The organism is Moorena sp. SIO3A2, from assembly GCF_010672265.1.
Taxonomy (GTDB): domain Bacteria; phylum Cyanobacteriota; class Cyanobacteriia; order Cyanobacteriales; family Coleofasciculaceae; genus Moorena; species Moorena producens.
The window spans coordinates 1-22,903 of sequence record NZ_JAAHHC010000034.1 but is presented as its reverse complement, the minus strand read 5'-3'; the positions used below and the strand labels follow the sequence as shown (position 1 = coordinate 22,903).

Below are 22,903 nucleotides of genomic sequence, written 5' to 3'. Positions count from 1 at the left end.
AGATATCAATCATCACAAGGATGGCAGGATGGGAGATCCACTGTGAAAATTGTCAAAACAATCGGGAGTCGCATTAAGCAAAAACTAGGTAACCGTAGCACTTTTACTCGCAATCTTGGTTGGATGGGAGTGGCACAGGCATTTATTCGGGTTTCCCGTTTAGCTGCAACGTTTATTTTGCCACGCTTCTTAACTCCCCATGACTTTGGATTAGCTGCACTGGTTCTGACGACCTATGAATATTCACAAACAATAACGCGGATCGGTGTTCATGCTAGAATTATACAGGCGGAAGCCGATGAGCTGGAAGACATTTGTAATAGTGCTTATTGGTTAAATTGGGTACTTTTTGCAAGTCTATTCGTTATGCAGTGCCTTGCTGCTTTTCCAGTTGCGTGGTTTTATAAGGATAACCAACTTATTTTACCCATTTGTCTATTAGCATTTAACTTTTTGATTGCTCCCTTAGGAGCAGTACAGTCAGCACTAATTCAAAGGGATAATCGAATTCAGGTAACGGCTACTGCTCGCGCTCTCAGATATGCCACCGCCAATATTTTAACCGCTGTCTTTGCTGTTCTTCATCTGGGAATGTGGGCGATAATACTTCCCATACTAATAGCTAGCCCTATAGAATTCATTACCTATCTGTTCAAACATCCCTGGCGGAGAACTGGCTCTTTCACAACCAAATACTGGGGTAAGATTTTTCGCTTTGGAATCAATTTCCTGGGGATTGAACTTTTAAAGACTCTCAGGGAAACTCTCGACTATCTTATCATTGGTCGCTTTATAGGAATTGACCTATTAGGTGTTTACTACTTTGCTTACAATGCTGGATTGGGAATTAGCTTGACTATCGTCCAATCCATTACTACTGCTTTATACCCTGCCCTATGTGAAGTCCGGACAAACTTATCGAAATTTAAGCAAACATACTTTAGCAGTCTGAAGACGATTGGGAAAGTGATTGTTGGTTTTGTTGCTTTACAAGCAAGTCTAGTTCCGTTTTATATTCCCATTATGGTTGGGGAAAAAATTCATACGGAAGGCTGGAGTATGGTTGTTCCCATCGTCATTTTAGTTTGCTTATCAGCAATTCCTAGACCCTTTGATATTGCTGGATTTCAGCTTTTAGCAGCCATTGATAAACCGCAAATTGGCTTGCTCTGGAATGTCTTATTTACTATCATCTTTTCCTGTAGTCTACTGATAGCAGTGAAATGGGGAATCATCACGGTCGCTGTATCGGTTTTACTGGTTCATGCCCTTTTAATTCCGTTATTTGTGGTTTGGTCTGCTAGGTATGTCTTTGCTAAACCTCAAACGTCTCCTGTAACCTTAGAGCATACTGTACTCCAATCTCATACTGTACTCCAATCTCAAGATGAGACTGATACTGATCAGTTTTATGTCAGCCAATGGACTTTATCATTAGCCAGTAGTGGGACATTCCCTAACACTCAGGGTTCTGAATTTGGTGATTGTGACTTTAATAACAGTAATAATAGTAATAGCAGTGCTGGGTTAAGCGATCGCTTCGATGATCCCAGAAAACAGCTGAAGTTGATAGCTGAAAGTGTGACGGTTTTAGAAGAAGCGGCAAAGCAGCTAAATATATCTCTAGATAGCTTAGATAAGCCTTCGATTCAACTAATCGATAACTCTACAATGATGGTTTTTGAAATTTCAGGAGTCACCCCTGAGGAAGCGCAACGGAGAGCCTTCGCCATTAATCAGGCGTTTAACAAAAGACTGGAACAACTCAGAAAGCAAGAAATTGCTCAACAAGAAAAGACTATCCCAGTGTATATAAAATCAGCCGAAAACGATCTAGAAAAAGCACAGCAACGCCTAGCTGAAAAAACGGCGAACATAGGATTGCCCTTAAACCAGCTCTTAGAGACAATAGAAACACTACGGCGGAAAAAGATTGAATTACGGCGCAAAAAGATTGAATTGCTGGCTGAGCTAGTACCGACTCAGTCTGATCATAGTCATTCTACCAATCCTCAGATTATGAATCCTGTTCACCATCAGCCTCAAGCTAGCTTATTCCAAGATGATCTACCCTTAGAAATGGATGATATTAAACCACAACTACAAGGTAGTGATGACAAGGCCAGGGATCTAGAGTTTCAGATTTCTCAGCTTGAAGTAAAACTTAGCAAAATGTCCCAAGATGCCTTGACTCTGGAAATTATAGAGCGAGATTTACGGATTGCACAAACCGTCTATTCCTCTGTTTTAAGCCAATGGAAAATTATTAAGTCAGACTCATCTATTATGTATTATCCCCAACTGCAATTGGTAGCGGGTCCCACCTTAGCTACCAGATCACAAATGCAAAATAGTCTAGTACACTTGGGCATAAATTTGTGATCAGTTCCTGGGAAGATGATAGTGGTCAGGAGGTAATTTTTAGTCGTCAGTTGTCAGTTTCAAGTATTTATCTATTTTTTTTGAGAAATTTTCTTTAAAAAAATAAATAAAATTAAAACTAGTTCTATTTAAAACCACTGGTCAAACAATGAAACATGTTTCTGTCATTATTCCCGTCTACGGAGTTGAAAAGTATATTGCAGCAGCGGTGCAGTCTGTTCTCGACCAGACCTATACCAACTTTGAACTGCTCATTATTGACGATGAATCCCCAGACAGTAGTATAAAAATTTGTCAAGAATTCTCGGATCATCGAATTAAGATTATTCATCAAACTAATCGGGGACTTGCTGGAGCGCGCAATACAGGAATTCGCCATGCCGAAGGAGATTATTTAGCGTTTTTAGATGGGGATGACTTATGGTTGCCTCACAAACTGGAAAGACATATTGAACACCTAGAAAAATTGCCAGAGGTAGGGGTTAGTTTTAGCCGTTCTGCATTGATTGATGAATCTGGAAATTTATTGAACACTTATCTAATGCCTAAGTTAAAGGACATTACCCGATCAGATTTATTCCGGTCTAGTCCTATTGGTAATGGTTCAGCTCCCGTAATTCGACGGGAAGTCTTTGAAGCCCTTAAGTATCAAGATAACCTTTACGGCACTACAGAAGATTTTTACTTTGATGAAAACTTTCGCCGCGCTGAAGATATTGAATGTTGGCTACGTATTGCGATTCAGACAGACTGGAAAATTGAGGGAATCCCTGAAGCACTAACCCTATATCGAGTCAATTCAGCCAGTCTTTCAGCGAACTTAGTCAAACAGTTAGATTCCTGGAAACAAGTACTAGAAAAAACTCGCTCCTACGCTCCTGAATTGATTGAGAAGTGGGGAAATTTAGCCCTGGCCTATCGATTGCGAAACTTTGCTCGTAGTGCAGTACGTCTTAAAGATGGACCAATGTCTGTCAAACTAATTAACGCTGCTTTGGCAACTTACTGGCGTCTTCTCTTGGAAGAACCAAGCCGTACCCTTCGGACTTTGGCTGCTGCCTATTTACTTTGGCTGTTGCCTAAGCCCCTATATTCCCACCTCGAAGTTCTGGCTGTTAAAGTAGTGGGAATGATCCAAAGACGTCAGATTTTGCAAGACCAACTTGGACAATAATTGTCTTAGTCATTCACTATAATATCGGTGATAAAATGAAAAAAGTTTCTGTCATTACTCCAGTCTACAACGTTGAGAAGTATATTGCTGCTACAGTACAGTCAGTTTTGGATCAAACTTACCAAAATTTTGAATATTTGCTCATTGATGATGGTTCTCCTGACCACAGTGTAGAGATTTGCCAGGAGTTCCTAGACCCGAGGATCAAAATTATTCGTCAGGAAAATCAGGGAGCTAATGCAGCAAGGAATGAAGGCATCCGCCAAGCCCAGGGAGAGTATATAGCATTTTTAGATGGCGATGACCTATGGTTGCCTCAAAAGCTAGAAAAACATATTGAACATTTGGAAAACAATCCAAATTTGGGGATTAGCTTTAGCTGTTCTGGGTTTATCGATGAAGCAGGAAATCCCCTAGGAATCTATCAACTTCCCAAGCTGAAGGACATCACCATCGGTGACATAATTTGCCGTAATCCTATTAGTAATGGCTCCTGTGCTGTGTTCCGCAAGCAGGTATTTGAAGCCATTAAGTACCAAGAGACTATCAACGGAAAGACCAAAGACTTTTATTGGGATGAAGGATTGCAAGGGTCACAGGATTTGGATTGTTGGTTTCGCATTGCTATCCAAACCAATTGGCACCTGGAAGGCATTGCTGACTCTTTGACTCTATACCGAGTAAATTCCGGTGGTATATCAGCTAACTTGTTCAAAAAACAAAAGTCTTGGGAACAGGTAATTGAGAAGACTCGTTCCTATGCTCCTGAGGTGGTGGTTGAGTGGGAAAACCGTGCCCGTGCTTACCATTTGAGGTATCTAGCTCGTAGGGCAGTTACCTTGAGAGATGGTGCCATGGCTGTCGAATTCTTCAACCAAGCTCTGGGTACCTACTGGCAGATGCTCTGGGAAGAACCACGTCGTACTGTGTTAACTGGGGCTGCAGCCTATTTGCTCTGGGTTATACCTCAGAATCTTTACAAGCATATAGAAGCTGTAGCTTTAAAAACCACAGGGTCTTCACAAAAGCGCCGGATTTCTCAAGCAATCAGAGGTACATGAAATGTCATCTATTAGCAAATAGCTAAAACCCTGCTACCAATGCATGCTGGTTTTGGGGTAATGGGTAATAGGTCTGCCAATGATCCATTCCCCATTACCCATTACCCATTACCCATTACCTATTACCTATTACCTATTACCTATTACCTATTACCTATCTCCAAAGTAAAAAACCTACCCTTGTCAGCCACTCCCCACTCCCGATTCCCGACTCCCCACTCCCCACCCAAATGTAAAAAACCTACCCCTGTGAGCACAGCCCCTCTCCATTCGCGACGGCATCAAGACAGTGAAATTGGATATTTTGTGAGTTGTAGCTAATTGTAAAATTTATGTCTACTAATTGTGAAATTTATGTCTAGTTTTGATAAATTATATCTATCGCTAGACATTTTTTTTTGCTATATTTTTTGATTATGATATACTTCTATAAAGTCTGGTTTTATCGCTTTTATATAAGCTTACAGGGATGGCAGATTGAAATCATGATATTGCTTAATTGCCTACTTTTGACGTTCACTGTCTTATCTAGTTGTCGTATATACTACCAATGCTACCGGAAAATATATTATACAATTAAACAAAAATTATTATACAAAACTTGATAACTATAAAACTATAAAACAAAAACTAATAAAATTTATCTGGGGGGCGACCAGCGCCCCAAAGTACTTGCCAGCTTGAGGTTTAAGCTTACAGTGACTTATCAACTATACATAGACAAAACTATACATAGACAAAAGAAGCATAGTTTGAATTATTGAGAACTCAATCCCTGATTAGTTCGTCCAAGTTTAATAAAAATCGGGTTGATAATTTTGGTAAATTAAGTACCTAAAGCTAGACCAGATAATACTTATAGCTAACCGATCACAACCTCATAAATTTTAGCCTATGAAAACTGTTTCGATAATTATCCCAGTATACGGAGTTGAAAAGTATATTGCTAGCGCAGTACAGTCGGTTATCAACCAGAATTATCAAAACTTTGAACTGCTCATTATTGACGATGAATCCCCAGACAGTAGTATAAAAATTTGTCAAGAATTCTCGGATCATCGACTTAAGATTATTCACCAAACTAATCGGGGACTTGCTGGAGCGCGAAATACAGGAATTCGCCATGCCAAAGGAGATTATTTAGCCTTTTTAGATGGAGACGACTTGTGGTTGCCTCAGAAACTGGAAAGACATATTGAACACTTAGAAAAATTTCCAGAGGTAGGGGTTAGTTTTTGCCGTTCTGCTTTGATTGATGAAGCTGGAAATTTTATGGGTGCCTATCTAATGCCTAAGCTCACTAATATTACTATATCTGATTTGTTTCGAGAGAGTCCGATCGGGAACGGTTCGGCTGCTGTAGTTCGTCGCGAAGTCTTTGACAAAATTAAGTATCAGGATAATCTTTACGGCCCTACAGAAGATTATTACTTTGATGAAAACTTCCGTCGTGCTGAAGATATTGAATGTTGGCTTCGCATCGCTATTCAAACTGACTGGAAAATTGAGGGAATACCTGAAGCACTAACCCTGTATCGAATTAATACACAAGGGTTGTCAGCCAATCTCTTCAAACAGTTCGAGTCCTTGGAACAAATGATTGAAAAGACCCGTTCCTATGCTCCCAAAGTGACCAGCCGATGGGAAAACATTTCTAGGGCTTACCAATTGCGGTACTTGGCTAGGAGTGCGGTTCGTCTTAAAGTAGGTTCAGATGCTGTGACATTTATACATCGCTCATTATCCAATCACTGGCTTATCCTACTAGAACAGCCACAGCGAACAATCTTAACCTTAATAGCCGCTTATATGCTTTGGTTATTACCGAAGTCTTTATATGCTCAAATTGAATTGCTTGTCTCTAAGCTGCTCAAAAATGTTAAAAAACAGCCTCTTGTCCAAAACTAGTACCGCTGGGCGGAATTCAAAATTCAAAATTCAAAATTAAAAAACCTTATAGAGTAATATTATTCTATAAGGGTTTACCTAGTTTGGAATCGTATCTTTATTTACTTTGTGCTTTTCTAGCATGATTAACTAATTTCAAGGTTTGAGTCTACTATGAAAAAAGTATCGGTAATTATTCCAGTCTATAAGGTTGAAAAATATATAGCAGCCACAGTAGAATCTGTGCTCGCCCAAACCTATAAAAATTTTGAGTTGCTACTCATTGATGATGGCTCTCCTGACAACAGTATCCAAATATGTCAACAAATTAACGATCCGAGAATTAAAATTATTCGTCAGGATAATCAAGGAGTCTCAGCCGCTAGAAATACTGGTATTCGCCATGCTCAAGGAGAGTATATCGCTTTCTTAGATGGAGATGATCTATGGGTTCCAGAAAAGCTAGAAAAGCATGTTTTACATCTAGAAACATCACCCCATGTAGGAGTCAGTTTTAGCTATTCTGCGTTCATTGATGAAACAGGAAGTCCGTTAGGAATCTATCAAATAGCCAAAACTAAAGATATAACTACAGATTATATCATGTGTCGTAATCCGATTGGGAATGGTTCAACACCAGTGATTCGGCGAGAAGTGTTTGAAGCAATTCGATACCGAAACGATCAAGCTACGGAGGAGGCTTATTTTGATACTGAATTACACAATATCGAAGACGTGGAATGTTGGCTGCGCATGGCGATTAAAACTGATTGGCAGATGGAAGGTTTGCCAGAGGCGCTAACTTTATATCGTATTCATTCACAAGGGCATTCAGCTAGTATACTCAAGCATATAAACTCTCTAGAAAAGGTGATTGATAAAACACGTGCCTATGCTCCAGAGGTAATTGCTGAATGTGAAAACCCAGCCCGCGCCTATTATTTACGGTTTGGTGCTCGACGTGCCCTCAGCATCAACGAAGGCTTGATGGCAACAGAATTGTTTAATAAGGCTTTAGCGACTTACTGGCGTATTTTGCTAGAGGAACCGCTTCGTACTCTGTTGACGGGGGCTGCTGCTTATTTGCTCCGACTTTTACCTAAAACTATTTACCAGCAAATGGAAGCTGTGGCTTTAAAAACGACAGGAGCTTCACAAAAGCGCCGAATTTATCAGGAGCAAGCTTAGTATTTGATACTAAGTCCGGTTGTGAAAGTAGCTTTTCTTACTGATGGGGAGATGGGGTGATAGGGACATGGGGAGAGGGTTTGAGGTTTTGCACGCCTAAGCCACTGTGTGAACAGGATTTAGTATGATATGGTGCTTTACAAACACTTTGTAAAGCTTTTATAAAAATTTGTATATAAAACTCCTCAACCCTCATTATTTTCTGCGATAAAATAAAAGCTGAGGTTTATACGCAGCTAAAAAATGAATCTACCTTTAACCATAAAAACTAATCTGAAAGAGTTATTGATTGGCACACCGTTTGAGCCTGTGGCAAGAAGTATTGTTGATTTGATCAAGCCTCCTAGCCAAAAGATCCTGACCAGCAGGCAAGATGACACCTATGTCTATCAGATTATGAAGCGGATTTTAGACAAATCCTCAAACTGTATCGATGTGGGTAGCAACATGGGGAGTGTGTTGACAAAAATATGCCAACTGGCTCCCCTCGGTCATCACTATGCTTTCGAGCCGCTCCCCCGGCTGGCTACTAGGCTGCAAAAACGGTTCCCAAAGGTTGATGTTAGGCAAATTGCCTTGAGTGATTTAGAGGGAGAAACCACGTTCTGGCATGTTGTTGATGCCCCAGCACTCAGTGGTCTAAAACAAAGAGACTACAGCTATTGGGGTTATAACAATGCTCAAACAGAATCTATTGCTATCAAAACTCAAAAACTTGATGACATCCTTCAACCTGACTTCAAGGTTAATTTCATTAAGGTAGATGTAGAAGGAGCAGAGTTTCAGGTTTTCAAAGGTGCTATCCGAACCTTAAAAACCCACAAGCCTTACCTAGTCTTTGAATTTGGTCATAGTGGCATGGTTGATTATAAAATAACGCCAGGTATGATGTATGATTTGCTAGTCAACCAGTGTGGTTTGAATATTTTTAAACTTAACAGTTGGCTAAAGGGGTTAGCTCCCCTCAGTGAGCCTGAATTTACGATAATCTGTGAAGAAGACTCTGCTTGGAATTTCTTGGCTACGCCTTAGCGGTAGCTAGAAGACACAGCAGCATTCTGTAAGACTTAGAAAAAACTGGGCAACAAACCCTATAAATCGATATAAATAGTAGGGTGAGTTATTAACGTACTCTATTAGTAGAGTTACTGGGTAAGTCTTGTCCAAGTTGCTGATCTATTTTTTTGATGATTGACTTGCTTGCGATCGCACTCAGGGTGCTTTTAGGCTTATTTATTTTTGCGATTGGGCTAACCCTTGCTAAGTGGATTCCCAATCACCGGATTCGAGCTATTACCCAACCAAACCCTTGGTTTAGGCAAAGGGTTACTCTAGGACTGATGATCCTGACTAGTTTGATGATGCTGGGGTCAATTGTATTAGTCACTGATATCGTTAAGGTAAATTCAGGACAGGCTGAGGTAGTTAGCTCTCGGAAATACCAGAACAACATCCGCCTCGGCACAACTAATGTAGCGATCGGAGGTGGTGGTTATGTCACTGGTGTTTACCTCCATCCACTGGAGAAAGACTTAGTTTATATTCGGACTGATGTGGGTGGCTTCTATCGTTGGGATGAGGCGAAACAACGTTGGATTCCCCTGACAGAACACTTTCCCTTCTCTCAGAGAAACTACTATGGAGGAGAAGCACTGGCTGTTGATCCCAATGATCCCACTATTGTCTATATTGCAGCTGGAAAATATCCCTGGGCTGAACCAGGAGCACTATTTAAATCTACCGATAAAGGACAAACTTGGACAAAGTTGAACCTAGAGCTCAAGATGGGGGCTAACCACAAGAAAAAATGGCTAGGAGAGAGACTAGCTGTTGATCCGTTCAATTCCAATATTATCCTGTTCGGCTCTAGAGAAGATGGACTTTGGAAATCATCGGATGCTGGTGCAACCTGGGAAAACGTGACTTCTTTTGCAGGTAAACCAGATAACAAAATTGGTATTACAGCGATTGTCTTTGATACACAGGTACCGGGCTTAGTGTATGCTTCGCCCTATGGAGATGGCATCTACAAATCTACTGACTCTGGGGTCAGCTGGACTCAGGTAGCTGGTAGCCCAAAAACAGTCAATCGCATGGCTGTGGGAAACAATAAAATCCTCTACGTTACCAGTACCAGTAATCCTGGAGTCCACAAGTATGCCAATGGTGTCTGGAAAACCATGAAACCAGGGGGATCTAATCGGATTTTTGGTCCGGTCAGTGTGAATCCTGCTAATCGTGAGGATATCATAGTTGCCCTAAACCGCACACAAAAAACTAAATTCTACCGTTCGTTGGATGGCGGCGCTACCTGGAAACAGCAGCAGTCTTCTGCTAACAACACTATTCCCTGGTGGCCGAAGAAATTTTTTGCCAATCATATGGCAGGGATGGAATTTGACCCGAAAGTACCGGGAAGAGTGTGGTTTACGGATTGGTATGGTGTATGGCGGACAGATGATCTTAATGCTAATCCCGTTGTTTGGACTAACTATGCCGCCGGACACGAGGAAGTTGTTCCGTTCACTCTGGTTTCACCACCCCGTGGTCCCATACTGGTAAGTGGGGTGGCGGATGTGGATGGTTTCTACCATAACCAAGGATTAGATACTTACCCCTCTCAACGACTTGGTCTGGGGGAACCTGGTAAGTCATTCCAGGATACCTATAGTATTGCTTACTGTGAAACTAAACCCTTACAGATGGTTCGGGTTGGTGGTTACCGCTGGAATTCAACCTATACTGGCGCGACTTCCACTGATGGTGGTCTGACATGGCAAGAGTTTGCCTCATTCCCAGACAATACTATGCCGATGCGGGTGGCTATGTCTGCTACTAACCCCAATTTATTTGTTGTGACAGTTAGTCAAGGTCAGCCGTTGCGCACTAAGGATGGAGGGGTGACCTGGCAAAAGGTGTCAGGATTACCCAATGGTCCCGGTGGTCCATGGAATTGGTCTCAATCTTTAGCGGCAGACCCTGTAGATGGCAACAGGTTTTATTACTATGCCAAAGGCAAAGTCTATCGTTCCAATGATGGTGGCTCATCCTTTCAAGTTGTGAATGATTCACTGCGGAATGAAGGTTGGCATTCCCTGAAAACGGTGCCAGGGGTTAAGGGCGAAATTTGGCTGAGTCTAGACCGCAAGGGTTTCTATCGCTCTACCGATGGCGGTAAGTCATTCCTTAAGCTGCCTTCAGTCACCAGAGCTCACCTATTTGCTTTTGGTAAAGCACCCCAGGGGAGTGACACTCCAGCACTGTATATTTATGGAAATATTGATGGAAATGTTCCCAATCTTGAGAATGGGGTTAGGAATCAAGAAGCTACAGGGACTTCAGGAAGCTCAGCCAAAAGCCGTGCCGAAGAACCAGGAATATTCCAGTCTCTTGACATGGGACGCACATGGACACGGATGGGCGATCGCTCCCGACCAATTGGCAATAGACCTGGTGTGATGGAGGCGAGTAAGCAGGAGTTCGGACTTGTCTTTATTGGTACCAATGGTAGGGGAATATACTACGGATCACAATAGGGTCAATGTAAGCATATGCGCTACGCGCACGCTGCTTGAGGTGCCGTCAGCCGTGAGCTAAAAGCTCACGCTACTTGAGGTGCCGTCAGCTTATTTTTCAAGTAACGTGCACTATGGGCATAAACTGTTCCCGTAGCGTGACCACATGCCTTTAGCTGATAGCTGATAGCTGATAGCTGAATGCTTAGCGGTTAATTTTGATTGATTGTTTAAGATTTTTCTAAAATTTTCCTTGTAATTAGGGTACTCCTTATTGAATAGGGAATACACTAGATTACTGACTTGTTTCGTGTTAATCAGGGAATCAAACTATGGCACTCCTGCAATTTTTAATCATTAGCGCCATTTGTATGGTGTTAATCAAGTTTGTTGCCTCTTGGTTTGGGTATGGCAACATACCGATACTGAATAAATTAGTGACAATTATTCTCAGCGTCTTCGTCACCTTTGAAATTATTCAGCTGGTGCAAGCTATGATTATCAAATTTGGTTGAGGGCTGACGGTTGAGGGAGAGTTGAAGGTTGAAGGTTGAGGGTTTAGGGTTGAAGGTTGAAGGTTGAAGGTTTAGGGTTCAAGGTTGAAGGTTTAGGGTTCAAGGTTGAAGGTTGAAGGTTGAAGGTTGATGGGTGACGGTTGATGGGTGACGGTTGACCTTCAATAAGATGCGATCGCTTAAGTTATTAATAAGTTACTAAAGTTAAACGTTAACTATAGCGTTTATGCTACTTATGAGGTACAGTCAATTTTCTTACCCCTACTCCCTACTCCCTACTCCCTACTCCCTACTCCCTACTCCCTACTCCCTAAAACCCAAGAATTTGTACCTCACCCAATTGAAAACTGCTCTATTACCCAATAGTTTCTAGCAGTGTCTGGAGAATCAAATAGGCTGAGGTAGCACCAGGGTCTTGATGTCCCACACTGCGCTCCCCTAAATAACTGGCTCGTCCCTTCTTGGCCACCAAGGGAATAGTATTTTTCATCCCTTGTTCTGCTGCCTTGACAGCCTGTTGCAAGGCTTCTAGCATACTGTCTCCTTTATCTACAGCTTGTGCGAAGGCATTGGCTGCGGGTGATAGAGCATCTAACATGGTCTTATCTCCCAAGTTGGCTTTGCCTCGCTGGACGACTCCCTCCACTGCTGCTTGGAATAGTTTTACCATATCCTCTTCTGTCAGTTCTTGCTTTCCTGCTACTGCTGCACTTGAGCGCAAGAACAGGGTGCCATAAAGTGGTCCACTGGCACCTCCCACAGTGGAAATTAGAGTCATGCTGACGGTTTTGAGAATACTGCCAATGTCTTTATCTGCCACTTTAGGAAGCTGAGTGATCACCTTTTGAAAGCCACGATTCATATTGATACCGTGGTCAGCATCACCAATAGCAGCATCAAGTTCGGTTAGATAGTCCTTGTTTTGTTCTAGTACAGTAGCTACTGCTTGTAACCACTGTATAATTTGATGTTTAGTTACCATAGTGGCAGAGTTGCTCAGGGGCTCAGGGCGTCAAGGTAGCAATTAGCAATTAGTAATTAGCAATGAGCAATTAGCAATTAGCTAAGCTGTACCATACCAATGCTCCCCGATATGATACCAATCATAGTCCCCAACGCAGGGCTGGTGTCTTGACTGGTGCATCCCAGAATTTAATTAGCTCATCGTTCATTTTGAGTAGGGTAATCGAGCAGCCTTGCATTTCTAGAGACGTAATATAAGGACCAATCAGACTACGCACGATTTCCAGTCCCTTTTGTTCACAGATTTGGGCTAATTTGCGATACACAATGTACAGTTCCGACAAGGGAGTACCACCCATGCTATTTACGAATGCCAGAATGCGATCGCTTTTCTGAAAAGGCGGGTCAGTTATTTCCAACTCTGTCCATTCTGCTTTATCTTCATCCCACTCTCGCACTGTGCGGCTATAGGCAGAATCTTCAATAATCGATAGCGCTAGCATTTCAGTCATCTCATCCGCTGATTTGAGGGACATTCGTTGTCTTCCCGGTTCCCCGTGAATGCCAATCCCAAATTCTATTTCTGCTTCCCCCAAGTCAAACATGGCACTCCCTTTAGCAGGAGGAGTGCAGGATGTCAAGGCCATACCCATGCTGCGTCCATTACTATTAACCTGGCGACAGAGATTAGCCAGTTGTTTGAGGTCATAACCGGCAGCAGCAGCAGCGCCACAGATTTTCTCGGCTAATAATGTTGTCCCTACCCCCCGCCTGCCTTGAGTATAGAGGCTATCTTTAACCGCTACATCATCATCAATTAGGATATTGAGGACTCGGATGCCTTCTGAGATAGCTAATTCGGCAGCTAACTCAAAATTCATGACGTCACCGCTATAGTTTTTGACAATATTAAGAACCCCTGCACCACTGTTGACTATTTTGGCAGCTTCTAGCATTTGGTCGGGGGTGGGAGAGGTAAACACTTCACCGGGACAGGCGGCATCTAACATTCCGGCACCCACAAAGCCCCCGTGCAAGGGTTCATGACCACTACCGCCACCGGAAATAATCGCTACTTTGTTTGATATGGGAGCATCAGCGCGGTAGATCAAGGGGGGGTCAAGATTAATTTTGAGCAGGTCAGGATGGGCTAAAGCCATCCCTTCTAGGCTTTCTCTGACAACATTATCGGGATGGTTGATTAATTTTTTCATGATTGATATCAGTGGTAATGGGTCATGGGTCATGGGTCATGGGTAATTGCCCCAACTTCCCCTTCTACCAATACTGCCATCCGTTACATCCGTTACTCATCCGTTGCCCGATCTTCTATTTGTCACAAGTCTAAAGCTTTGCTTATTCTTACTTCCACAACAAGATAAATAGGCATTGCTTAATGATTCAACGCCCTTTTGTTGAAACCGCAATTTTTTTTGGCTTGGAAATATAGCGCTGCGCTATAGCACTATATTTCAGGAGTGCGATCGCAAAAAAACTATATCGCTAGTTCAGCCATGCCCTGTTCATACAACCTTTAACCAATTATGCCATGGTTCAATCCAAATGGTAGTATAATCCCGATCCCAATTTTCCCAAATAGGTAACAGATAAGGAAATTCAACTATGACCATAACCAAAGCAGTGTCATCTCAACGATATGCAGAATTTGACCAGGTATTCCAGTTGTTTGATGCCAATGGTGATGGATTTATCACTCGTCAGGAAATCATCGATGCTCTAGAGGTTTTGGGACAAGGCATTTCCCTTCAGGACCGAACCAATCTTTTCAATCTGCTCAACAAAGATGATGTTGTGACACGGGATGCCTTTATGGAGTGGATGGTAAACCGCCAAGATCTCGATATTAGGGCTGATCTGCGACAGGTGTTTGAACTGATTGATGTTGATGGTAGTGGCAAATTATCGATTGAGGAGTTCACCCAGATTATCCAGTGCTTAAACACTACCGTAACTGATTCAGAAATTGCTGCCTTAGTGAGAAAAGCTGATCTAGATGGAGATGGTGAAATTGATTTTGAAGAGTTTATTGCCACTCAGACTTATGAATCGGGTCTGAAGATTTCCATCGCAGGCTTACGCAGTTTTAAAAAGATTTTGCTTCAGTACCAGAAAGTCGCAAAGTTTTCCTCCATTGCCCTGATTGAAGTTGATTCTGAATTAGGAGCAGGAACGCGCGGTCAATCCATGGGAACTGCTGCTTTGAGAGAAGCTGCTATCCAAAAACAGGCGGCACGAATGCATGCCGAAAATGGTGTTTTGAGTCTGGATAGTTTACAAGTACAAACGGAAAATTGGGCAGATGCTCTGGGACACAAACATCAGTACGCCAAGTATATTGAGAAGCTATATCAGGTGCTGAGCCGAACTACCGATGTAGTCGCCCAAACCCTACAGGAGGGGCTGTTTCCAGTGGTACTCGGTGGGGATCATTCAACGGCAGCAGGCACAATCGCCGGAATCAAAAAAGCCTTTCCGAATCATCGCTTGGGAGTGGTTTGGATTGATGCCCATGCTGATATTCACTCTCCGTATACAACTCCATCAGGCAATATGCATGGGATGCCTTTGGCGATGGCGACTGCTACTGATAATCTGGCCAAGCAAATCAATGATCTTGACTCAGACACCTTAGAACTGTGGAACCTGTGCCAAAGATTGGGGCTGGCAGATAGCGCGAATTTGAGCATTGAGGATCTGGTGTATGTTGCGGTACGAGATACGGAAGAGGCTGAAGACCACTTGATAGAAACACACCAGATCTTAAACATGACCACTGAGCAAGTTCGTACCTTGGGTGCGGATGTGGTTGCCCAACGGTGTTTAGAGAAGCTAGAGGGGGTGGATCTGATTTACGTTACTTTTGACGTGGACAGTATGGACTCCACAATTTGTATGGGAACGGGAACCCCAGCTCCAAATGGGATTTTTGTCAAGGAAGCCTGTCTGCTCAACGAAACTTTGGTTAAAGATCCACGGGTGTGTTGTTGGGAAATCTGTGAAATTAATCCCCTGCTCGATACCCTCAACACCATGGTGGAAAACTCCCTGGGCATTTTTGAAACCGTAGTGGATGCCATTGCCAATCGCGTAGAAGTAACACCGAAAGCATAAGACTATTGTTCAACGATGATTAAATTTTGTATTCCTCTTTTATTCAAAAGCTGATAGCTGATAGCACCTCAAGTAGCGTGCGCGTAGCGCTAATCGCTGATAGCTGATAGCTGATAGCTGATAGCTGATAGCTTACCTAATCACTATCCACCAAAACAGTAACGGCTGCAACAGCAATCAGCATCTCATCATTTTTATCATTAAGTTCTGGAATCGCCCTGCCTTGAACCACCATTCCACCGGACTCAAGGGATAGAGTTTTCTGACCGAAAGGGAGTACAGCCAGTACTTCATTTTCCCGGACTTGCTCTGGGTAAGGCACGGCGACTTGAACTTCAACTATCATTTGATTGGGATGCTCTAAACCAGCTACTTCCCAAACACCAGGTAAGGCATTGTGAGCAATAGCGTTCCGTACAGCTCGTGCTGCTGCTACGGTTGGGTCTTGACCGTGTTGGTCTACTCCCATTCCCATTTCAATAATTAAGCGTTTACGAACCATGGCGAGTATATTCGCGATTATATTCAATGCGTAACCTTTGAATTGGGTCATCCTCTGATTCTGGGACAGTATCACGACCGATTTCTTGTAAGCCCAATTCCTGAAAGTAAGCTAGTTCTGTATCGGACAACGGCCAAGGAGGACCATCCGGTTCAGTGTCGGTATCGCGAAACCGAGTGATAAGTAACAGGGTTCCTCCTGGGGCGAGTAAGAATGCGATCGCATTCATAACAGTTGACCGTACCTTGAGCGGTAAGGCTTGGATATTACGACATTCGAAGACAAAATCAAATTTCTGATGCCATGCTGGATCTAATGCAAATAAATCCGCAACTTGGTACTTGACCTGGGAATCGGGAAATCGTTTTTGGCACCATGCGATCGCAGTCGGGGAAATATCAAAGGCAGTGACTTGGAAACCCTGCTGCGCCAAGGCTTCAGCATCATCCCCCAACCCACAACCAACCACTAGGGCAGAGCGACCCGACCCTTGGGCTGTATTACGCGCTAACCAATCCTGTAGATAAGGATGGGGTGTTAAACGCGCCCAAGGTATTTGCCCTGAATCCCCATTAGCTTCCGCATATAAAACCTCAAACCATTGAGATGGATTATCTTGGCGGATTGATTCCAATGCCAAGAGTTTGACCTTTTGCTGTAGTGCTTGGGGTTGTTCCTCGAACATAGATCTGGGGTTGGTAATGCTTCCTAATTTTATAGCACTACCGATTAAGCTGTTTTAGTTAACTTTTGCCTCTTGCCTTTTGCCTCTTGCCTTGCGCGTAGCGCTATAACTATTCCAATCTAAATCCCTCTCTTGTGACAGAGATCAGGTTATAGCAGTCGCCAGCGATGCAGCGCGGTCTTGGGGGTTCCCCCCATGAGCAACTGCCGTGGTTTCCCCCACTCGCGCTTTGCATGGCTGACAGGGGAGTTAGGACATGACAAAAGTCTCAAACCTAAGTAAGCGCAAGAGTTTTACTTCTGACAAAGGACTTCTAACTTCTGACTTCTGCTATAGCAGTACCAAATTCCAAGCTAAGCCATTTGGCTGATTTTAGCAGTGAGGGGTGACACCCCTCATTTTCTCAGGTATATTTGAAATATAAGATGCACCCTGATGATCGAGAGAGTCAGTAAAACGACTCTCTTTTTTTTTGCCTGTTGCCTGTTGCCTGTTGCCTGTTGCCTGTTGCCTGTTGCCTGTTGCCTGTTGCCTATTGCCTATTGCCTGTTGCCTGTTGCCTGTTGCCTGTTGCCTGTTGCCTGTTGCCTTGCGCGATGAAGCGAAGCTTCCGCTAAAAGCGATCGCACCTTCTACTAAGGGAAGGCATTGCTGATTAATAGAATGATGGAAAGTAACTGAGGAGTACGCAAATAATCCTAATGGCTGGTGTTATTATGCCCGGTGTTTGTTTGACAGGGGTGAAAATCAGGGAGCGGCTGAAGCTATTCAGAAAGCTGATCATCTATGGTCGAATAATTGGCTAGTTTATAGGGCCTTATATAAGATTTTGAACAAGCCACTCCTTATCCCTTTCTTAGTAGGAGAGGGCGAAATAACCTGAGGGGGGATATCTTCGTTATTATAAACCTATCTACAGCGTTTTGTATAACTCAAATGACACCATCATCTTCCCATCACACTGTAAGGCGAGGACGGCTTTTTCCCGAAAAACGACTGTCTCCTGAAGAAAAAGCCAGAATTAAAGCAGAAGACGCAGTATTTTATAAGCGTTGTCGAGAGGTCTTTGAGCGAGTACAACCAGAATTGATTCAAGAGCATTATGATTGGTTTATTATTATTGAACCTGATAGTGGGGAGTATTTTATTGATCAAGATAAAAATGTAGCACTGGCAAAATCCCGTTCTAAACATCCAGGTAAAAAGTGTATTATTATGCAAATTAATGAAACTGGAACTTGTGGAACAATATGATCCAAGGTGAATTTAATAGGTTCGGGGAGTTATTTTTTTAAATTGGCTTGATGTCTGCTGATGGGGAGGTTTTTCCCGTTATGGCACTGTTAGATACAGGGTTTACAGGTTGGTTAGCTATTGATAGTCAAGATGCTGATAGTTTAGGGTGGATAAATTATAACTATACAAGAGATATGCAAACGGCAAGGGGAGAAGCACAGTTTAATTTATATGAGGGAAAGGTGGTTATTGAGGAAGAGGAGTTTACGGTGGAGGTGTTAGGAGGGAATGAACTGGTAAATAGTCTTTTAGGTGTTTTGTGGTTAAGAACAAAGCGTTTAGTTGTGGATTTTCCTATGGGAGTTTTAACCCTAGGATAAGCGATGCGCGAGCATTGAGCCGCTACGCGAACGCACTTTATAGCAGTAACCGTAGGTTGGGTTGAATTTTGTGAAATCTAACTCTCTTAAGCTAACAGAAGGGAGAGATAATGTTGGGTTTCATTGCCAAGAGACCAACCTACAATATCAGGCGATCGCACTAACCGTTTAGCATAGTAATATCATGTTCTGATAATTAGTTATAAAACACCATTACCCTTGAAACCTTACTCCTTTACTTCTGCATAGCTCCCTTAATAAGGGGGGTTAGGGGGGATTCCCTCTGCCTTGCTTTCGCGCCTAGTATAAGTATTCAACCGGACATGATATAAGTCCGGAAGAGCCTCAATCTTTTTGATCAAACCCAAGGCACCTTGACTCGACTATTGCAGCCTTCTATAACGATTCTTGGCATCCAACCATCCTGGATGCCATTCTTTGTAAGTATACCAGCCCTTGTTGGGGATCTCCGCTTCCAGATTCAACCAATTCACGTACCAATCCGGCCCAACATACTTACCATCGTGCTTAAGCTCAATGGGAACCCTCGAGAGTTCCGTTGCTTTTAGATTGCTGACCTTAAAAGGTCCGTAAGTATCTGTATCGCCCCGCTCAAAGTCATTGTAGCAAGGCTTATCCAGCAACCACCAATCACCCTTAGCAACCCGAAAATAAACGTTGGCATCCGTACCCGCGTATTGCTTATCTCCTGTATGGATCGTCGTCTTGACCTGAGTAATTAGAGTTTCTGGAGCAACAATAAGTTGACCATCGAACCAATTAAGGATGATCGACTTTTGAGGATCTCCCTCTTGACCAACGTAACTGAGCGCAACGGTAACAGTAATGCTGGGAGTTAAGTTGTTAATTGTAATGACTGAGTTGTTTGGCTCGATGGTCTTTTGCCACGGACTGTTACCGTAGGTAATTTCCACAGGAAGGGCTTTTTGTCCCCACATTACCACCATGTTAGCGGGTAACTTTTGAGAGTTATCCGGGCTTTCGTTGGCAATGGTGATGACGTTCTGGGTTTCCGTAGTATTTTCAATAGAAAGGGAATTATTACCGGAACTCGGTAAACTGTATTCCTGGATTCTGGTTAGTGTTACTTGGGGACCGGACATTTCAACCTCCGAGAAAAACCTTTATTTATGGAAAGAAGTAGGGTCCCAATTCCCCTACTTCTTTTCTACCTCAGTTAGAGTGCATTGTCACGGAGTGCATTGCCACGTTTGTGAGGTTTTAGGTCAAACTCCTATCATTTTAAGAAGTAGAATGACATTTCAGATTTAGAACTGACGCTAGTATTATTCACCGTCATTTCACTGTTTTTGGGATTGAAGTCGTCATCTTGTGGCTTCCTATCATTGGCATCGAAGTGGAAATTTTTGATATTTTGAAGGTAGCTCAACCGCAAATCCCCACTGTACTCGGAGCTATCGTTTTGGACTACTATCGTGATTTCTCGTTCAGGAGTATCGGTAATGGTCATGGTCTTAACGGCTTTGGGCAAGTGGTAGATTTTATTGTATTTAAAAGTTTCACAAGGACAATCAGCGATTAAGGTACCACCTTGGCTAAGTTCGCTCAAGGAAGCATCGGGAGCTGCACTAGCAGAACCGACTTGTAGGCCAAAAACGACAGCAACAGTGAAAACAAAGGCGACAAGAGTGCCGAAGATACGTTTGATGTTCATAGTTTTCCTTAATTTCAACAAACTTAGCAAGCAAATACATCGGTTGGCATCGGAAGTGGTGGGGTATTCTCTGCACATTCGTCAGAGTCAGCATTTTCCATAGCCTTGGATGGACTACTCAAGAATCAAGGGGTGGACATCATCCACAGACCTAACAATCATGGATTCCAGGCTTTAAGCTGAATTTTCCTCAATTGTCTGATTCTGTAATAACGACGATTCTCAAAGGCAATTTCTGAATTTTTGGAGATAGAAGATTTTTTGATATAGCACTACCCATTAAAGTTAGGACATTGATAAAAGCTCAAAAGCTTTTGTAGTAGACTTTTGCCTCTTGCCTATTGCCAATGCCATTGCGCGTAGCACTATAACTCGATATCCCCTATGAAATGATCGCATTTCTTTGTCCATTTTTGAGGGCGATCCCCAGCTTCATTGCACATCAACAATACTTGAGCAGGTGTTGCTCAATTAAGGAATGAATAGGAGTATGGTGGGTATCCTGCCCGCCCGAAGATTGTAACGGGCAAGATGCCGGTACCACCAAGATGCCGGTACCACCAAGATGCCGGTGCCACCAAGATGCCGGTGCCACCAAGATGCCGGTGCCACCAAGATGCCCGTTCTTGATCTTTTCGGGCGGGCAGAATGCCCACTCTACTCCTATTCATGGAAAGATTCAGCAACGCCAAAATTTAGGCTCTAGAAGAACCAAAATTTGTACCTCACTTCATTGAAAACCGCTATATATTCCAGTTTCCCAACAGAAGGAGGAGACCGAGAAGGTCGCAGAAATTCTCCCCTTCCATTCCCCAGCTCTGACTCTTCTTGCCTCTTCTGCACTGCCGGACAGGAATTCCCCCAATACTGCTCCGATAAGGAAGTGTGGGGAGTGTGGTAAGTTTGGTAAGAAAAAATATTATAACTATGTAAAGTGTGGGGAGTCTGGGGAGTGTCGGAAGTGTGGCAAGTGTGGCAAGCGTGGCAAGTATGTTTTTTTCCTGTCTGCTCCCTCTGAACCGAGCAGTATGGGGAATTTCCCCAACTTCCAGTTTCTTGATCAAATTGAGCCAAAGCCAAAATCGCTGCAGGCTGCCTTTCACACACCGCCGCCTCAACGCACTGACAACTATCTTTATTTACCTCTAACTTCTCCTCAGAAGTAGCTGGAACAGGAACCGACTCTGAATACTGCAGCGATGGGCAAAGCCCCGCTTTCAGCGATCGCACTTCCTCCTGCACTTCCTCACTAACAACACTCTCCACTTCTGCCACGGCAACAGATGATGTCACCGTCTCGCCCACAATCGGTTCTACTTCCCCATTCGGCTGGGACATTTCCCCAATTCCTGACTCTGTTGCTGCTAAAGTTGGTGTAACCGATAAATCCTTATCAGTCTCATCCTCGCCGATAAAATATTCCCTCAACTCCTCTCGCAGAATGGCTCGCGCCTGGGAGATGCGCTTACAGACATTCTGGTAGGAAATATTTTGCTGTTGGGCTATCTCTCGATAAGAGAGTTGCTGATAAAAATGCAAGATAAAGGTCTGGTGCAGCCGAGCAGGTAAATTATCAATGGCACGGCGGATGGCAATCTTTTTCTCGTCTGTTTCCAAAGCTCTTTCTGGGGTATCGTCACAGGAAACCAATCCTTTTTCTTCTGGAATCCCTTCTATATTCTCAACGTGGTTGGCGCTGCGGCGATGTTCTCGATGAATATCCACGCAGAGATGATGAGTCAGCTTTGTGAGCCAAGCCTTAAAATTAGCGATTTTCCCCGCAAATTTTTGCACCTTTTCCCATGCCTTGAGCATCGCCCGACTCAGGGCATCTTCAGCATCGGTAGGGTTCCCACCCATCCAACTGAGACAGCGATGATAGAGATAGTCTCGATATTGCTGCCATTGCTGCCAAAACTCTTTCTCTGAAAAGTGATGGGATTGGCTCAATGCAGTAGAAGTAGCTTCTAATTTAATATTTGACATCACATCATAATTGATCAACTTGTAGTAAATTTTGGCGTTGCTTAATAATGGAATGATTTTAAGAGTGAGGTGGCATGGGCATCTTGGCTGTTACCAATATTTTCGGGCGGGCAGGATGCCCACTCTACTCCTATTCATGTCAAGATTCAGCAACCTGGAACAGGCATCTTGGCTGTTACCAATATTTTCGGGCGGGCAGGATGCCCACTCTACTCCTATTGATCCGAAGAATCAGCAACGCCCGTTTTCAGACTATCCTTTAGGTAAAGAACCTTTGTTCAGGACAATCTGGTTTGACGCTATCCTTTTCTTCTTCCGTTTTGGTTATGTCTATTTCTAGAACGATTTCGGATTCATTTTGTGACCAGAAATATTTTTATGTTTGATTTTGAAACTGCCAAGGCTTGACATTTATAAAAGCTGAAACGCTGTTGTAGTCAACTTTTAGGTGCGACCCGTGGCGAATTTAATAATTGTAAGGATTCAGGTAGGGGCTTGACAAAGTCCGGGATGGAGCTGGAGAATCATCAGAAGAATGTGTAGCTTCTCACTAACCCCAGACACAGTTCAGTATAACCAGTTGTCCAAGGAAGAACTGGTG

General features: G+C 43.2%; 23 protein-coding genes. 15 read left to right on the top strand and 8 right to left on the bottom strand.

All coding sequences use genetic code 11. From position 1 onward, the window contains the following. The first annotated feature begins 42 nt into the window (after positions 1-42). The 10 genes from F6K64_RS27825 to F6K64_RS27780 all read left to right on the top strand — a co-directional run bounded on the left by F6K64_RS27825 (position 43) and on the right by F6K64_RS27780 (position 12,095). Complete coding sequence (locus F6K64_RS27825; protein WP_008179030.1) at positions 43-2,382, top strand: lipopolysaccharide biosynthesis protein; 2,340 nt, start codon at positions 43-45, stop codon at positions 2,380-2,382. A 148-nt stretch (positions 2,383-2,530) separates the two neighbouring features. After that, a complete protein-coding gene (locus F6K64_RS27820; protein WP_008179028.1) occupies positions 2,531-3,556 on the top strand; it encodes a glycosyltransferase family 2 protein in 1,026 nt (341 codons plus the stop codon). Positions 3,557-3,591: 35 nt separating this feature from the next. Continuing rightward, positions 3,592-4,617 carry a glycosyltransferase family 2 protein gene (locus tag F6K64_RS27815; RefSeq protein ID WP_008179026.1) on the top strand — a complete coding sequence of 342 codons (1,026 nt, stop codon included), beginning with the start codon at positions 3,592-3,594 and terminating at the stop codon, positions 4,615-4,617. Between the two features lie 60 nt (positions 4,618-4,677). Continuing rightward, the gene (locus tag F6K64_RS27810; protein ID WP_202799154.1) at positions 4,678-4,938 is read left to right on the top strand and encodes a hypothetical protein; all 261 of its coding nucleotides are present in this window, start codon (positions 4,678-4,680) and stop codon (positions 4,936-4,938) included. A 573-nt stretch (positions 4,939-5,511) separates the two neighbouring features. After that, the gene (locus tag F6K64_RS27805; protein ID WP_008179022.1) at positions 5,512-6,525 is read left to right on the top strand and encodes a glycosyltransferase family 2 protein; all 1,014 of its coding nucleotides are present in this window, start codon (positions 5,512-5,514) and stop codon (positions 6,523-6,525) included. A 153-nt stretch (positions 6,526-6,678) separates the two neighbouring features. Next, positions 6,679-7,692, top strand: a complete 1,014-nt coding sequence (locus tag F6K64_RS27800; RefSeq protein WP_008179020.1) for a glycosyltransferase family 2 protein — start codon at positions 6,679-6,681, stop codon at positions 7,690-7,692. A 243-nt stretch (positions 7,693-7,935) separates the two neighbouring features. Next, positions 7,936-8,724 (top strand): FkbM family methyltransferase, encoded by a 789-nt coding sequence (locus F6K64_RS27795; RefSeq protein ID WP_008179019.1) that lies wholly within the window; start codon positions 7,936-7,938, stop codon positions 8,722-8,724. A gap of 155 nt (positions 8,725-8,879) precedes the next feature. Beyond that, complete coding sequence (locus F6K64_RS27790) at positions 8,880-11,228, top strand: beta propeller repeat protein (protein WP_287267065.1); 2,349 nt, start codon at positions 8,880-8,882, stop codon at positions 11,226-11,228. A gap of 311 nt (positions 11,229-11,539) precedes the next feature. Further along, positions 11,540-11,722 carry a hypothetical protein gene (locus F6K64_RS27785; protein WP_008179017.1) on the top strand — a complete coding sequence of 61 codons (183 nt, stop codon included), beginning with the start codon at positions 11,540-11,542 and terminating at the stop codon, positions 11,720-11,722. A 235-nt stretch (positions 11,723-11,957) separates the two neighbouring features. Continuing rightward, positions 11,958-12,095, top strand: a complete 138-nt coding sequence (locus F6K64_RS27780) for a hypothetical protein (RefSeq protein WP_287248856.1) — start codon at positions 11,958-11,960, stop codon at positions 12,093-12,095. On the opposite strand, the gene dhaL is transcribed toward F6K64_RS27780, so the two are convergent. Then, positions 12,078-12,704, bottom strand: a complete 627-nt coding sequence (gene dhaL / locus F6K64_RS27775) for a dihydroxyacetone kinase subunit DhaL (protein ID WP_287267063.1) — start codon at positions 12,702-12,704, stop codon at positions 12,078-12,080. The genes F6K64_RS27780 and dhaL overlap by 18 nt on opposite strands. A gap of 121 nt (positions 12,705-12,825) precedes the next feature. Then, positions 12,826-13,899, bottom strand: a complete 1,074-nt coding sequence (dhaK, locus tag F6K64_RS27770; RefSeq protein WP_287248861.1) for a dihydroxyacetone kinase subunit DhaK — start codon at positions 13,897-13,899, stop codon at positions 12,826-12,828. Between the two features lie 409 nt (positions 13,900-14,308). On the opposite strand from dhaK, the gene F6K64_RS27765 reads away from it, so the two are divergent. Continuing rightward, entirely contained in the window at positions 14,309-15,817 is a 1,509-nt protein-coding gene (locus tag F6K64_RS27765) for an arginase family protein (RefSeq protein WP_287267061.1), read from the top strand. Positions 15,818-15,953: 136 nt separating this feature from the next. On the opposite strand, the gene F6K64_RS27760 is transcribed toward F6K64_RS27765, so the two are convergent. Together F6K64_RS27760 and F6K64_RS27755 are read right to left on the bottom strand one after the other, a co-directional pair. Then, positions 15,954-16,319 (bottom strand): Lin0512 family protein, encoded by a 366-nt coding sequence (locus F6K64_RS27760; protein WP_287257187.1) that lies wholly within the window; start codon positions 16,317-16,319, stop codon positions 15,954-15,956. Next, positions 16,309-17,004 (bottom strand): class I SAM-dependent methyltransferase, encoded by a 696-nt coding sequence (locus F6K64_RS27755; protein ID WP_287267059.1) that lies wholly within the window; start codon positions 17,002-17,004, stop codon positions 16,309-16,311. The genes F6K64_RS27760 and F6K64_RS27755 overlap by 11 nt, the downstream gene beginning before the upstream one ends. 472 nt (positions 17,005-17,476) lie before the next feature. Here F6K64_RS27755 and F6K64_RS27750 point away from each other — a divergent pair, with 472 nt between their 5' ends. The 3 genes from F6K64_RS27750 (at position 17,477) to F6K64_RS27740 (ending at position 18,620) form a co-directional block, all read left to right on the top strand. After that, the gene (locus F6K64_RS27750; RefSeq protein WP_287267057.1) at positions 17,477-17,659 is read left to right on the top strand and encodes a hypothetical protein; all 183 of its coding nucleotides are present in this window, start codon (positions 17,477-17,479) and stop codon (positions 17,657-17,659) included. 281 nt (positions 17,660-17,940) lie between these two features. Next, positions 17,941-18,258, top strand: a complete 318-nt coding sequence (locus F6K64_RS27745; protein ID WP_287267055.1) for a hypothetical protein — start codon at positions 17,941-17,943, stop codon at positions 18,256-18,258. A 50-nt stretch (positions 18,259-18,308) separates the two neighbouring features. Continuing rightward, positions 18,309-18,620: an aspartyl protease gene (locus F6K64_RS27740; RefSeq protein ID WP_287267053.1), complete on the top strand. Its 312-nt coding sequence runs from the start codon at positions 18,309-18,311 to the stop codon at positions 18,618-18,620. Between the two features lie 383 nt (positions 18,621-19,003). Here F6K64_RS27740 and F6K64_RS27735 read toward each other — a convergent pair whose 3' ends face one another. The 4 genes from F6K64_RS27735 to F6K64_RS27720 form a co-directional block, all read right to left on the bottom strand. After that, positions 19,004-19,744 (bottom strand): PLAT/LH2 domain-containing protein, encoded by a 741-nt coding sequence (locus tag F6K64_RS27735; protein ID WP_287267051.1) that lies wholly within the window; start codon positions 19,742-19,744, stop codon positions 19,004-19,006. Positions 19,745-19,878: 134 nt separating this feature from the next. Continuing rightward, positions 19,879-20,316, bottom strand: coding sequence for a hypothetical protein (locus F6K64_RS27730; protein ID WP_287267049.1), 438 nt, complete (start codon positions 20,314-20,316; stop codon positions 19,879-19,881). A 467-nt stretch (positions 20,317-20,783) separates the two neighbouring features. Continuing rightward, entirely contained in the window at positions 20,784-20,987 is a 204-nt protein-coding gene (locus F6K64_RS27725; protein WP_287267046.1) for a hypothetical protein, read from the bottom strand. 31 nt (positions 20,988-21,018) lie between these two features. Continuing rightward, positions 21,019-22,302 carry an RNA polymerase sigma factor gene (locus tag F6K64_RS27720; RefSeq protein ID WP_287267044.1) on the bottom strand — a complete coding sequence of 428 codons (1,284 nt, stop codon included), beginning with the start codon at positions 22,300-22,302 and terminating at the stop codon, positions 21,019-21,021. A 52-nt stretch (positions 22,303-22,354) separates the two neighbouring features. Between F6K64_RS27720 and F6K64_RS27715 the strand changes: the two genes are divergently transcribed. Next, entirely contained in the window at positions 22,355-22,642 is a 288-nt protein-coding gene (locus F6K64_RS27715; protein ID WP_287267042.1) for a hypothetical protein, read from the top strand. Positions 22,643-22,903: the final 261 nt, after the last annotated feature.

Coding starts and splice junctions, on each gene's coding strand:
- F6K64_RS27725 (WP_287267046.1), bottom strand. CDS start 20,987: ATGAATAGGAGTAGAGTGGGCATTCTGCCCGCCCGAAAAGATCAAGAA.
- F6K64_RS27800 (WP_008179020.1), top strand. CDS start 6,679: ATGAAAAAAGTATCGGTAATTATTCCAGTCTATAAGGTTGAAAAATAT.
- F6K64_RS27815 (WP_008179026.1), top strand. CDS start 3,592: ATGAAAAAAGTTTCTGTCATTACTCCAGTCTACAACGTTGAGAAGTAT.
- F6K64_RS27730 (WP_287267049.1), bottom strand. CDS start 20,316: ATGAACATCAAACGTATCTTCGGCACTCTTGTCGCCTTTGTTTTCACT.
- F6K64_RS27820 (WP_008179028.1), top strand. CDS start 2,531: ATGAAACATGTTTCTGTCATTATTCCCGTCTACGGAGTTGAAAAGTAT.
- F6K64_RS27780 (WP_287248856.1), top strand. CDS start 11,958: ATGAGGTACAGTCAATTTTCTTACCCCTACTCCCTACTCCCTACTCCC.
- F6K64_RS27745 (WP_287267055.1), top strand. CDS start 17,941: ATGACACCATCATCTTCCCATCACACTGTAAGGCGAGGACGGCTTTTT.
- F6K64_RS27765 (WP_287267061.1), top strand. CDS start 14,309: ATGACCATAACCAAAGCAGTGTCATCTCAACGATATGCAGAATTTGAC.
- dhaL (WP_287267063.1), bottom strand. CDS start 12,704: ATGGTAACTAAACATCAAATTATACAGTGGTTACAAGCAGTAGCTACT.
- F6K64_RS27790 (WP_287267065.1), top strand. CDS start 8,880: ATGATTGACTTGCTTGCGATCGCACTCAGGGTGCTTTTAGGCTTATTT.
- dhaK (WP_287248861.1), bottom strand. CDS start 13,899: ATGAAAAAATTAATCAACCATCCCGATAATGTTGTCAGAGAAAGCCTA.
- F6K64_RS27785 (WP_008179017.1), top strand. CDS start 11,540: ATGGCACTCCTGCAATTTTTAATCATTAGCGCCATTTGTATGGTGTTA.
- F6K64_RS27795 (WP_008179019.1), top strand. CDS start 7,936: ATGAATCTACCTTTAACCATAAAAACTAATCTGAAAGAGTTATTGATT.
- F6K64_RS27755 (WP_287267059.1), bottom strand. CDS start 17,004: ATGTTCGAGGAACAACCCCAAGCACTACAGCAAAAGGTCAAACTCTTG.
- F6K64_RS27720 (WP_287267044.1), bottom strand. CDS start 22,302: ATGTCAAATATTAAATTAGAAGCTACTTCTACTGCATTGAGCCAATCC.
- F6K64_RS27810 (WP_202799154.1), top strand. CDS start 4,678: ATGGGTAATAGGTCTGCCAATGATCCATTCCCCATTACCCATTACCCA.
- F6K64_RS27740 (WP_287267053.1), top strand. CDS start 18,309: ATGTCTGCTGATGGGGAGGTTTTTCCCGTTATGGCACTGTTAGATACA.
- F6K64_RS27805 (WP_008179022.1), top strand. CDS start 5,512: ATGAAAACTGTTTCGATAATTATCCCAGTATACGGAGTTGAAAAGTAT.
- F6K64_RS27715 (WP_287267042.1), top strand. CDS start 22,355: ATGATTTTAAGAGTGAGGTGGCATGGGCATCTTGGCTGTTACCAATAT.
- F6K64_RS27735 (WP_287267051.1), bottom strand. CDS start 19,744: ATGTCCGGTCCCCAAGTAACACTAACCAGAATCCAGGAATACAGTTTA.
- F6K64_RS27760 (WP_287257187.1), bottom strand. CDS start 16,319: ATGGTTCGTAAACGCTTAATTATTGAAATGGGAATGGGAGTAGACCAA.